Raw genomic sequence first — 11,842 nt, 5'->3', positions numbered from 1 at the left:
GCGCCTCCACACAGCGATCGGCGACATCCCGCCCCACGAGCACGAGACCAACCACTACGCTCAACACCAGCCCCAACCGGCGGCTGGAGTCAACGCATAGAGCCTCCACCGATCCCGGAGCGGTTCACCGCAGGTCAAACCGAGCAGAGGAGTGCACCACCAGCAGACGAAGAGCCCGCCGTCAGATGTGACAGGCTCACCCGGCGCCCCAGGTGCTACTCGGTTGGTACGGCCGGAGGATCCCCTTACAGTCGCACCAGTGCAGCTCACGGACCGAGGAAACTGAGACGGACCGTGCGGTCCGGGTTGTCCCGGTTCGTATCCACGAGGCAGACCGACTGCCACGTCCCCAGCTCCAGCCGCCCGCCGATCACCGGCAGCGTGGCGTGGGGCGGTACCAGGGCCGGGAGTACGTGGTCACGGCCGTGGCCCGGGCTGCCGTGGCGGTGCTGCCAGCGGTCGTCGGCGGGCAGCAGGTGGTGGAGGGCGGTCAGGAGGTCGTCGTCGCTGCCCGCGCCGGTTTCCAGAACGGCGATGCCGGCCGTGGCGTGGGGTACGAAGACGTTGAGGAGGCCGTCGCGGCCGGGGGCGGTGCGGGTGAGGAACTCCTCGCAGGCGCGCGTCAGGTCCGTGACCGTCTCGGTCGTACCCGTGGTGATGTTCAGGACCGTGGTGGTGAAGGAATCGGACATGCCTCCATCATCACCTCACCGGGCTGAGATGAGGCGTCCACGCTCCGAGACACCATTCACCGTGTCCCAACCGGATGACTACGTTCAGCGCCATGTCCCGATCAGCTCTGCTCACTTCGCGCGGTCACATCGACCTGCTGCGAGTGGCTTCCGCCGCGTGTTGTTGTGGCTGCTGACGTTCCCTCAGCGACCTCCGGGCCGCGTCCTCGCTGCACCCCGGACTACGTCGCTCCTTCTGCTGTAGTCGCGTACGGCTCCGTGCCGCTGCGCATCCGCGCCAGCATCCGCTGAGCCTCCCCGCCCCATCTCCCGCTTTGCCTTGCCGGTTTTCCGTCGGTCCTTGGCGATGCGTGGTTACGGGGTTGCTCCGGCATGTCCGTCACGCGCCGGCCCGCTGCCCGCCTGCCCCTCGCCTCGCCCGCATTCCTTCTGTGCGCACCCTTGCGTCCCTTCCTGGAGCTGTCATGACCGTCAGCCATGCACCGCCGTCCGCGATACCGGCCGCCCACGAGAAGCCCTCCGCGCCGACGCGTACGCCGCCCGAACTGGAAGCCGTCGTCCCGGCCTCCGTCCGGCGGTCGCGGTTGGGGGCGGCTCCGCGGTGGGTTCGCCGTGCGGTGATGTTCGTCGGGCGCTCGGGAAGATCCCGGGCGCCCGACGAGTTAGTAGAAGCGTGAACATTTCTGGGGTGCGCGATCTGGACGTGGTCGTCATCGGCGCGGGTCAGGCGGGACTGTCCGCCGCCTACCATCTGCGTCGCGTCGGGCTGGAGCCGGACGACGGCTTCGTCGTGCTGGACCACGCGCCCCGGCCGGGCGGCGCGTGGCAGTTCCGCTGGCCCTCGCTGACGTACGGCAAGGTCCACGGGATGCACGCGCTGCCGGGCATGGAGCTGACCGGGGCCGACCCCGACCGGCCCTCGTTGGAGGTGATCGGCGCGTACTTCGCCGCGTACGAGGACCGCTTCGGCCTGCGGGTCCACCGGCCCGTGGAGGTGAGCGCCGTACGGGAGGGAAGCGGCGGTCGGCTGCTGGTGGAGACGTCCGAGGGGACGTACGCGACGCGGGCCCTGATCAACGCGACCGGCACCTGGGACCGGCCGTTCTGGCCGCGCTATCCGGGCCAGGAGACGTTCCGGGGGCGGCAGTTGCACACGGCGAACTACCCGGGGCCCGAGGAGTTCGCGGGGCAGCGCGTCCTCGTGGTCGGGGGCGGCGCTTCCGGTACGCAGCATCTGATGGAGATCGCCGAGTTCGCCGCCGACACCTTCTGGGTGACCCGCAGTGAACCGGTCTTCCGCGAAGGTCCGTTCACCGAGGAGTGGGGGCGGGCGGCCGTGGCGATGGTGGAGGAGCGGGTACGCAACGGGCTGCCGCCGAAGAGCGTGGTCAGCGTGACCGGGCTGCCACTGAACGATGCCGTGCGGCGGGCCAGGGCCGAGGGCGTACTGGACCGGTTGCCGATGTTCGACCGGATCACGCCTACCGGTGTGGCCTGGGACGACGGCCGTACCGTCGAGACCGACGTGCTCCTCTGGGCGACCGGCTTCCGGCCCGCCGTGGACCATCTGGCCCCACTGAAGCTGCGCGAGCCGGGTGGTGGCATCCGGGCGGAGGACACCCGTGCCGTACGGGACGGGCGCGTCCATCTCGTCGGGTACGGCCCCTCCGCCAGCACCATCGGCGCGAACCGCGCGGGCCGCGCGGCGGTCCGGTCGGTCATGCGGCTGCTGAAGGAGACGGGCGGCGGCGGAGAGGCCTCGGCGGTCGCCTCCGTGCCCGAGCCCGTGCCGGGGGCGTGAATCCCCCCGCGCCCGTCTGACGATTCGGTCAGCCCGTCGTGGCGGAGCCGCGGCTGCGGTTGAACTCCTCGACGTTCCTCTGCTGCTCGTCGTAGCTGTCGGTGAAGCGCGTGTCCCCGGGTCCGACCGTGACGAAGTAGAGCCAGGGGCCGGGCGTCGGCCTGACGGCGGCGCGCAGCGCCTCCTCCCCCGGGTTGCCGATGGGCGTCGGCGGCAGGCCCTTGATCCGGTAGCTGTTGTACGGGCTGTCCAACTGGGTGTCGGCGGTCGACGTGTCCAGGGTGGAGCGCTTGAGGGCGTAGTTGATGGTGGAGTCCATCTGGAGCGGCATGTCCTTCAGCAGCCGGTTGTAGACGACGCGGGCCACCTTGCCCATGTCGGCCGGGCTGTCGGCCTCGGCCTGGACGATGCTGGCGATCGTGACCGTGTCGTAGACAGAGACGTTGTTGCGCCGGGACCCGGCCGCGACATGGTCCGCGGCGAAGTGTTTGCGGGCGGTGTCGGCCATGTAGCGCAGCAGGCCCGCGGGCTCGGTCGTGTCGTCGATCGGATACGTGGCAGGGAAGAGGTACCCCTCGGGGTTGCCCTCGGCCTGGGCGGGCAGCTTCAGGTCCACCGTCGACGCGGCCTTCAGCGTGCTGCCGGGCTTCAGGTCGAGCGCCTTGTCGACCGCTTCGTACACCTGGGAGACTCGGCGGCCTTCGGGGATCATCAGCGTGCTCTGCGGTGTCTCCTGCTTCTTCGGCGGCTCGTCCGATCCGGTCAGGGACAGGGGGATCAGGACGGCGGCCGTCACGACGAGCAGTGCGCCGACGACCAGGACGATCTTTCCGCGGCGGGTCGGGCGGAGTCTGCGACGGGGTCGGGCGTCCGGGGACTCGTTCACCATGCGGGCACGTTAACCCGGGGTGCGAGCCAGGGCCGGTAGCCCGACCACGGCGTCGGCCCCGGCGACACGAACGCCGTACGGCGCGGACAGAACACCCGTAGCCAGAACACACGAACAAGGGATCGGATGTTCGCTGGAACGCGTGATCGTCAGGGGATTCGTTGCTCTTCACTCGTCCGGGGCGCGATGATTGCAGAGCGCAGTCAACGGGCTGCAGACCGCTACTGCGCAGTCCCACAGATGCACCACGTACAAGGAGAAAGACCAGATGAACTTCCTGACCAACCTGCTTGCCGGCGTCGTCCACTTCGTGGGTTGGCTCGTCTGACCATTGCTCCGCCCGGCGCCGTCGCTCCCCGTCCCACGGGAGCGGCGGCGCCGTCGTGTGTGCTGCGTGCGCCGTGTGCCCTGTGTGCTGTGTACGCAGCCGGTCGGCTCAGCCGTTCGCCTGAGCCGGTCCGGTGAAGGGCGGCAGCGCGGCGAACTCGGGTGCCACCGTCACCGCCGCCGCGAGGGCGTCGAGCGTCCGGCGGACCCGGGTGAGCGGGTGGTCCGGGAACTCCGCGTCCCACTGAACGTGGTCCGCCGCATGGAAGGGCAGCCCGCCCTGGACCTCGGGGGCGTAGGGGTGCGGCCGGAAGTACTGGTCGGGGCCGAGCTTGGCCATCACCACGGCTTCCCGCATACCCGTCATACCGCGTTCCGCCGCCTGGATCTTCACGACGGTGCTGCATCCGGCGCGCGGCACCGTGAAGCTGCCGATGAACGCCTGGCCGCTGGGCTGGTTCGGCAGCGGCAGTTTGAGTATCTGCCGCAGGGCGCGCAGCTCACCCAGGCGCTTCACCGACGCCTCGATGAGGCCGCCGCCCGCTCGTGCGGTGAAGTGGGTCAGGCCGTGCCGCAGGGCCGGGCCGTCGTCCAGCGCGGCCGGCAGGTCCGGCGGCAGGTCGAAGAAGTGCAGCGACAGCACATCGCCGTGGTCGTTCAGCCAGGCGTCGGTGTCAACGGTGCGGTAGCCGGGGAGTTCCACCCCGAGGAGAGCTCTCATGCGCGGCGATCATGCCGTATGCGGGCTCTGGCGGTGACGTCAGGGCGGTCTGATCGAGGGCCGGCCCGGCAAGGGGTGGTCAGGAAGTCGGGACCGGGACCGGGTGGGAGTCGCGGCGGATCAGGGCGGCGTAGCGGCCGTCGCGGTCGAGCAGTTCCTCGTGCGTACCGCGCTCGGCGACCCGGCCGTCCTCCAGGACGACGATCTGGTCCGCGTCGCGGACGGTGGAGAGCCGGTGTGCGATGGTGAGCGTGGTCCGTCCGGCGGACAGGGCGTCGATCGCCTCCTGCACGGCCTGTTCCGTACGGGTGTCGAGCGCGCTGGTCGCCTCGTCGAGGATCAGCACCGGAGGGTCGCGCAGGATGGTGCGGGCGATGGCCAGACGCTGCTTCTCGCCGCCCGAGAAGCGGTAGCCGCGCTCGCCGACCATCGTGTCGTAGCCGTCGGGCAGGGAGGCGATGTGGTCGTGGATCTGCGCCGCGCGGGCCGCTGCCTCGATCTCCTCGTCGGTGGCCTCCGGCTTGGCGAAGCGCAGGTTGTCGGCGACCGAGGCGTGGAAGAGGTACGTCTCCTGGGAGACGACGCCGACGGCCCGGGCAAGGGTGTCGAAGTCCAGGTCGCGGACGTCGATGCCGTCGAGCGTGACCCGGCCGCCGGTGACGTCGTACAGCCGGGGCACCAGGTAGCTGAGGGTGGACTTGCCGGAGCCGGTGGATCCGACGACCGCGAGACTGTCGCCCGCTGGGACGGTCACGTCGATGCCGGTCAGCGTCGGGCCGTTCTTCTCGTCGTAGCTGAAGTCGACGTTCTCGAAGGCGACCTCGCCGCGGATCTTCTCCAGCCGGACCGGGTGTTCCGGTTCGGTGATGTCCACCGTGAGGTCGAGGTACTCGAAGATGCGCTGGAAGAGGGCGAGGGAGGTCTGCATCTGGACGCCGGTGGAGAGCAGGCTGACCGCCGGGCGGAACAGCCCCTGCTGGAGCGTCACGAAGGCGACGAGCGTGCCGATGGAGACGGCGGCGGCCCCGGACGCGAAGGTGAGTCCGGCCGCCCAGTAGATGACGGCGGGCATGGCGGCCATGACGATGCCGATCGTGGACATCCGCCAGCGGCCGGCCATGTTGGAGCGCACTTCGAGGTCGACCAGGCGCTCGGACTCCTCGGCGAAGCCCTGGGTGAGGGAGTCGGAGCGGCCCATCGTGCGGCCGAGGAGGATGCCGCTGACCGAGAGCGACTCGGTGACGGTGGCGGCCATCGCAGCCATCTGCTTCTGGCGCTGGGTGGTGATCTTCTTGCGTTCATTGCCGACGCGGCGGCTGATCGCGACGAAGACCGGCAGCAGGAGCAGCGAGACGACGGTGAGCCGCCAGTCGAGGGCGAGCATGGCGACGACGGTCGCGATGACGGCCGTGAGGTTGGATACCAGCGAGGTCGCGGTGGAGGTGACCGTCGCCTGCATACCGCCGATGTCGTTGGCGATGCGGGATTGGACCTCTCCCGTGCGGGTCCGGGTGAAGAAGGCGAGCGGCATCCGCTGGAGCTGGGTGTAGACGGCGGTGCGCAGGTCGTGCATGACGCGCTGGCCCACGGTGGTCGAGATGAGGGTCTGGAGCACGCCGAAGACGCTGGTCATCACGGCGGTGAGGATCATGCCGAGCGCCAGCAGGGTCAGCAGGCCCGTGCGCCCCTGCGGGATGGCGGTGTCGAGGATCTCGCGCAGCAGGAACGGGGAGGCGACCCCGACGAGGGAGGATGCGCCGACCAGCAGGCCGACGACGGCCAGGCGGCCACGATAGGGGCGGAAGAGGCGGAGGATGCGGCGCACCTCGGCGGGCGGCCGGTCGGCGTCGGTGCGGGCATCGGGCGGGGGTGTCCACGTGGGTTCGTCGGGTTTCATGGGCTCCTTCGTCGGGCGTGAGGCGGGGCCGGGCAGTCCCGGCTCGCGCAGTGAGAGCCTAGCTCATTGTTACCTGTACTCACAATGAACAAGGTCCTGATATTGTTCCCGCATGGACGCTCCGGATTCCCCTGACCCCTCCGACTCCCCTGATTCCCGCGATTCCCGGGATTCCCGGGATTCCCGGGACGGCTTGCTCGCCGAGCAGCTGCTGCGGCTCACCCGGCGGCTGCACCGCATCCAGCGCCGCCAGCTGGAGCCGATCGACATCACTCCGGCCCAGTTCCGGCTGTTGCGGACGGTCGCGAGTTACGACGCGGCCCCCCGGATGGCGGATCTGGCCCGCCGGCTCGACGTCGTCCCGCGTGCCGTGACCACGCTGGTCGACGGCCTGGAGGCGAGCGGCCGGGTGCGCCGCGCCCCGGATCCCGACAGCCGCCGGGTGGTCCGCATCGAGATCACGGACGAGGGACGCGCCACACTGCGATCCCTGCGCAGCGCGCGCCGGGCCGCCGCAGAGGAGATCCTGGCTCCATTGACCGCCGATCAGCGCGAGGTGTTCGGCGATCTGCTGTCCGCTCTGGTCGACGGAATGCCGGAGCGCCACTGCTGAGCACCGTTGCCGCGTGCCATCGCTGAGCGCCGAGCCGAGGGGAAGGCCGACATGCCGCTGCTGGAGCCCGACCCGGAAGCCCTGCGTCCCGGAACGGCGCGGGAACCCGCCCCCGACCGGGTCACCGACCGCAGCGCGGGCGGCACCCCGGAGCCGCTGCGGAGCGAGCTGACCGCGCTGCTCGGCGCGGACAAGGTGCTCTGGAAGATCTCCGACCTCGTGCGGTACGCCTCCGACGCCAGCCCCTACCGCTTCCTCCCCCGGGTCGTGCTGGTCCCCGAGGACCTCGACGACGTGTCCGCGATCCTGTCGTACGCCCATGGCAAAGGCCGATCCGTGGTCTTCCGCGCCGCGGGCACCAGCCTCAACGGCCAGGCGCAGGGCGAGGACATCCTCGTCGACGTGCGCCGTCACTGGACAGGAGTCGAGGTGTTGGACGACGGGGCGCGGGCCCGGATCCTGCCGGGCACCACCGTCATGCGGGCCAACGCCACCCTGGCCCGGTACGACAGGCTGCTGGGCCCCGATCCGGCCAGCGCCATCGCCTGCACCCTCGGCGGAGTCGTCGCCAACAACGCCTCGGGCATGACGGCGGGCACCACCCGCAACTCCTACCGCACGCTCGCCTCGCTCACCTTCGTGCTGCCGAGCGGCACCGTCGTCGACACCGCGCACCCCGCCGCCGACGAGGAGCTGGCCCACGCCGAACCGGAGCTGTGCGCGGGGCTGCTGGAGCTGAAGGCGGAGATCGAGGCGGACGCGGAGCTGACCGCCCGGATCCGCGCCAAGTACACGATCAAGAACACCAATGGCTATCGCCTGGACGCCTTCCTCGACGGGGCGACGCCGGTGCAGATCCTGCGCGGGCTGATGGTCGGCTCCGAGGGCACGTTCGGCTTCATCTCCGAGGTCGTCTTCGACACCCTCCCGCTCGACCGGCGGGTCTCCAGCGGCCTGCTGTTCTTCCCCTCCCTCACCGCCGCCGCTGCCGCCGTGCCCCTGTTCAACGAGGCGGGCGCGATCGCCGTGGAGCTGATGGACGGCAACACCCTGCGCGCCTCCGTCAGCGTGCCGGGCGTTCCGGCGGACTGGGCGGCGCTGCCCCGGGAGACGACCGCGCTGCTGGTGGAGTTCCGGGCTGCCGACGAGGCGGGCCAGGCGGCGTTCGAGCGGGCGGCGGGCGCCGTCGTGGCCGGTCTGGACCTCGTGCGTCCGGCGGCGTCCGTGACCAACGCGTTCACCCGGGACGCCGGGACGATCGCCGGGTACTGGAAGGCCCGCAAGGCGTTCGTCACCGCCGTCGGCGGCTCCCGGCCCTCGGGCACCACCCTGATCACGGAGGACTTCGCGGTGCCGCCCGCCCGGCTGGCGGACGCCTGCGCCGCGCTGCTGGAGCTCCAGTCGCGCCACGGGTTCGACGCCGGGGTGGCGGGTCACGCGGCACACGGCAATCTGCACTTCCTGCTGGCGTTCGACGCGGCGAAGCCGGCCGACGTGTCCCGGTACGACGCGTTCATGCAGGAGTTCTGCGCGCTGGTGGTGGACCGGTTCGACGGGTCGCTCAAGGCGGAGCACGCCACCGGACGCAATATCGCGCCGTTCCTGGAGCGGGAGTGGGGGCCGCGCGCCACCGAGCTGATGTGGCGGACCAAGCAGGTCATCGACCCCGCCGGGGTCCTCGCCCCGCGCATCGTGCTGGACCGGGATCCACGGGCCCATCTGCGGGGCCTGAAGACCATTCCGAAGGTGGAGGCGGTCGCTGACCCGTGCATCGAGTGCGGCTTCTGCGAACCGACCTGTCCCAGTGAGGATCTGACCACCACTCCGCGCCAGCGGATCGTGCTGCGCCGGGAGATGATGCGGCAGATCGACGGCTCACCGGTGGAGTCCGGCCTTCTGGATGCGTACGGCTATGACGCCGTGGACACCTGCGCCGGGGATTCCACCTGCAAACTCGCCTGCCCGGTCGGCATCGACACCGGGGCGATGATGAAGGGCTTCCGGCACCGCCGGCACACTCCGCGCGAGGAGCGGATCGCGGCGCTCACCGCGAAGAACTTCCGAGCGGTGGAGGTTGCGGCGCGGCTGGCCGTGGCGGCGGCCGACACGGTCGGGGACCGGGTGGGTGACGCGCCGCTCCAGGCCGTGACGCGGCTCGCCCGCAAGGCCGTGCGTCCCGATCTCGTACCGGAGTGGCTGCCGCAGATCCCCGGTGCGGCGGCGCGGAAACTGCCGGACACGGCACGCGTCGGGGCGAGCGCGGTGTACTACCCGGCCTGCGTCAACCGTATCTTCGCCGGGCCCGACGACGGCGGCGCGGGGCCCGCTCTCTCCCTGGCCGAGGCGGTGGTCGCCGTGTCCGCGCGGGCCGGAAAGCCGGTGTGGATCCCCGAGGACGTCACGGGCACGTGCTGCGCGACGATCTGGCACTCCAAGGGATACGACGCGGGCAACAGGATCATGGCGAACCGGATCGTGGAGGCCGCCTGGGGCTGGACGGCGGGCGGGACGCTGCCGCTGGTCGTGGACGCCTCCTCGTGCACGTTGGGCATCGCCGAGGAGGTGGTGCCCTACCTCACCGGGGACAACCGGGCGCTCCACCGCGAACTGACCGTCGTGGACTCGCTGGTGTGGGCGGCCGAGGAGCTGCTGCCGCATCTGACGGTGTTCCGGACGGCCGGCTCGGCGGTCCTGCATCCGACCTGCTCGATGGAACACCTGGGTGATGTGGGGCAGTTGCGGGCGCTGGCCGAGGCCTGCGTGCAGGAGGTCGTGGTCCCGGACGACGCGGGGTGCTGCGCGTTCGCGGGCGACCGGGGCATGCTCCACAAGGAGTTGACCGACTCGGCGACGGCCAAGGAGGCCGCCGAGGTCGGCCGCCGCCCCTACGACGCCTATCTGTCGGCGAACCGGATGTGCGAGATCGGCATGGAACGCGCCACCGGGCACCCGTACCGCTCGGCGCTGATCGAACTGGAACACGCCACCCGGCCGACTCTCCCGTGAGTCGGTGACGGCGGGCGTCAGCACCCCCGCCGGCCTGCACAGATGAGCGTCTTGCGGCCCCGATTGGTTGCACCAGTCGGGGCTTCGGCGCGCCGCGAGAAAAGTCCAAGGTTTGAGGACAAGAGTCCAAATACTTCCCTTGCGCACCATCAGCCTCACCCTCCAGGGTCCTTACCGAGCCCCGGTCCCGCCCGCCCGTATCCGTACGGCGGGACCGGGCGCGCTCGCGCACCGTCTGAACCCCCAAACCCCACCTGGAGGCTCGATGAACGACGACGCCCGGCCCGCACCGGAACCGCAGGACATACCCCCGCACAACGGCGCGGCCGACGAGGTGAACCGGCAGGATCCCAGCCGCCGTTCGGTGCTGTGGACCACGGCGGGCGTGGCCGGGGCCGGACTCGGCCTCGGCGCACTGGGCGGAGGCACCGCTTCGGCGGCCGGGCGGAGCGCCCCGGACGCCGTCGCCGCCGCGGAAGCCGTGGCCGCCGCCCCGCCCCGGCAGGGCCGCACCATGGCGGGCGTGCCCTTCGAGCGGCGCTCCACGGTCCGGGTCGGCATCATCGGCCTCGGCAACCGCGGCGACAGCATGATCGACCTCTTCCTCGCCATCCCGGGCGTCCAGGTCAAGGCGGTGTGCGACACGGTCCGGGACAAGGCGGAGAAGGCCGCCAAGAAGGTGACGGCCGCCGGTCAGCCCGCCCCGGCGATCTATGCCAAGGACGAGCACGACTACGAGAACCTCTGCAAGCGCGGGGACATCGACTTCGTCTACGTGGTGACGCCGTGGGAGCTGCACTTCCCGATGGCGAAGACGGCGATGCTGAACGGCAAGCACGTCGGGGTGGAGTGCCCGATCGCGATGCGCCTGGAAGAGCTGTGGCAGCTCGTGGATCTCTCCGAGCGCACCCGGCGGCACTGCATGCAGCTGGAGAACTGTTGTTACGGCAAGAACGAGATGCGGGTGCTGCGGATGGCGCACGCGGGTCTCTTCGGCGAGCTGCAGCACGGCGCCGGGGCTTACAACCACGATCTGCGTGAGCTGATGTTCGACCCCGACTACTACGAGGGTCCGTGGCGGCGGCTGTGGCACACCCGGCTGCGCGGCGACCTCTACCCCAACCACGGGTTCGGTCCGGTCGCCAACTACATGGACGTCAACCGGGGCGACCGGGTCGTCAGCATCAGCAGTGTCGGCACCACCGCCCTGGGACTCGCCGCGTACCGCGAGGAGCACATGGAGCCGGGCGACCCGAGCTGGAAGGAGTCGTACATCGGGGCCGACCGGACGATCAGCCTCGTGCAGACGGCCAAGGGCCGGGTGATCCGGCTGGAGCACGATGTGTCGTCGCCGCACCCGTACTCGCGGATCAACAGCCTCGGCGGGACCCGGGGCGTGTTCGAGGACTACCCGGCGCGGATCTATCTGGAGCCCACGAACACGAACCACCAGTGGGACGACTTCACGAAGTACGCCGAGTGGGACCACTGGCTGTGGAAGGAGCACGCCAATCCGCCGGGCGGCCACGGCGGGATGGACTACATCATGGTGTTCCGCCTGATGCAGTGCATGCGGCTCGGTCTTGTGCCCGACTTCGACGTGTACGACGCGGCGGTCTGGACGGCCCCCGTGCCGCTGAGCCATCTGTCCATCAAGGCCAAGGGCGTGCCCCTGCCGATCCCGGACTTCACCCGGGGCGAGTGGAAGAAGGCCCGGTCCGGCATGGACTCGGAGAAGCCCGCGGAGTGACGTCCGTGGGGTCCCGGGCCTGCTCGGCCCGGGACCCCGCAGGGCGGGGGCGACCGGAAAAACCGGTTGCCCCGGAACGGGACGAACAGGGACTCTTGCACGTCACCCCGTCTTCGAGGTCCCTCCGGACCTCCGTTTCACGAGCC

At 70.7% G+C, this 11,842-nt stretch carries 8 protein-coding genes; 4 read left to right on the top strand and 4 right to left on the bottom strand.

Annotation, left to right across the window (positions count from 1 at the left end; translation table 11 throughout):
* Nucleotides 1-266 precede the first annotated feature (266 nt).
* Complete coding sequence (locus IE140_RS30590; protein WP_150195688.1) at nt 267-692, bottom strand: YjbQ family protein; 426 nt, start codon at nt 690-692, stop codon at nt 267-269.
* A gap of 688 nt (nt 693-1,380) precedes the next feature.
* Here IE140_RS30590 and IE140_RS30585 point away from each other — a divergent pair.
* Entirely contained in the window at nt 1,381-2,493 is a 1,113-nt protein-coding gene (locus IE140_RS30585; protein ID WP_229826955.1) for an NAD(P)-binding domain-containing protein, read from the top strand.
* Nucleotides 2,494-2,521: 28 nt separating this feature from the next.
* On the opposite strand, the gene mltG is transcribed toward IE140_RS30585, so the two are convergent.
* From mltG to IE140_RS30570, 3 genes are all read right to left on the bottom strand, one after another.
* Complete coding sequence (gene mltG, locus IE140_RS30580) at nt 2,522-3,382, bottom strand: endolytic transglycosylase MltG (RefSeq protein WP_150195691.1); 861 nt, start codon at nt 3,380-3,382, stop codon at nt 2,522-2,524.
* Between the two features lie 436 nt (nt 3,383-3,818).
* Nucleotides 3,819-4,430, bottom strand: a complete 612-nt coding sequence (locus IE140_RS30575; protein ID WP_150195694.1) for a hypothetical protein — start codon at nt 4,428-4,430, stop codon at nt 3,819-3,821.
* Nucleotides 4,431-4,509: 79 nt separating this feature from the next.
* Nucleotides 4,510-6,327: an ABC transporter ATP-binding protein gene (locus IE140_RS30570; RefSeq protein ID WP_150195696.1), complete on the bottom strand. Its 1,818-nt coding sequence runs from the start codon at nt 6,325-6,327 to the stop codon at nt 4,510-4,512.
* Between the two features lie 112 nt (nt 6,328-6,439).
* Here IE140_RS30570 and IE140_RS30565 point away from each other — a divergent pair, with 112 nt between their 5' ends.
* The 3 genes from IE140_RS30565 to IE140_RS30555 all read left to right on the top strand — a co-directional run bounded on the left by IE140_RS30565 (nt 6,440) and on the right by IE140_RS30555 (nt 11,696).
* Nucleotides 6,440-6,940, top strand: a complete 501-nt coding sequence (locus IE140_RS30565) for a MarR family winged helix-turn-helix transcriptional regulator (protein WP_150195698.1) — start codon at nt 6,440-6,442, stop codon at nt 6,938-6,940.
* Nucleotides 6,941-6,991: 51 nt separating this feature from the next.
* Nucleotides 6,992-9,946: an FAD-binding and (Fe-S)-binding domain-containing protein gene (locus IE140_RS30560; RefSeq protein ID WP_150195700.1), complete on the top strand. Its 2,955-nt coding sequence runs from the start codon at nt 6,992-6,994 to the stop codon at nt 9,944-9,946.
* A 265-nt stretch (nt 9,947-10,211) separates the two neighbouring features.
* On the top strand, nt 10,212-11,696 hold the full coding sequence (locus tag IE140_RS30555) for a Gfo/Idh/MocA family protein (RefSeq protein ID WP_093436871.1): 1,485 nt from the start codon (nt 10,212-10,214) through the stop codon (nt 11,694-11,696).
* Nucleotides 11,697-11,842 lie beyond the last annotated feature (146 nt).

This window comes from Streptomyces parvus, assembly GCF_014648875.1.
GTDB lineage: Bacteria > Actinomycetota > Actinomycetes > Streptomycetales > Streptomycetaceae > Streptomyces > Streptomyces parvus.
The sequence above is the reverse complement of the archived record's forward strand: the minus strand, read 5'-3'. Positions and strand labels throughout refer to the sequence as shown.

Excerpts from the sequence above, each read along its gene's own strand:
- mltG (WP_150195691.1), bottom strand. The coding sequence starts at position 3,382 with ATGGTGAACGAGTCCCCGGACGCCCGACCCCGTCGCAGACTCCGCCCG.
- IE140_RS30590 (WP_150195688.1), bottom strand. The coding sequence starts at position 692 with ATGTCCGATTCCTTCACCACCACGGTCCTGAACATCACCACGGGTACG.
- IE140_RS30570 (WP_150195696.1), bottom strand. The coding sequence starts at position 6,327 with ATGAAACCCGACGAACCCACGTGGACACCCCCGCCCGATGCCCGCACC.
- IE140_RS30575 (WP_150195694.1), bottom strand. The coding sequence starts at position 4,430 with ATGAGAGCTCTCCTCGGGGTGGAACTCCCCGGCTACCGCACCGTTGAC.
- IE140_RS30565 (WP_150195698.1), top strand. The coding sequence starts at position 6,440 with ATGGACGCTCCGGATTCCCCTGACCCCTCCGACTCCCCTGATTCCCGC.
- IE140_RS30560 (WP_150195700.1), top strand. The coding sequence starts at position 6,992 with ATGCCGCTGCTGGAGCCCGACCCGGAAGCCCTGCGTCCCGGAACGGCG.
- IE140_RS30555 (WP_093436871.1), top strand. The coding sequence starts at position 10,212 with ATGAACGACGACGCCCGGCCCGCACCGGAACCGCAGGACATACCCCCG.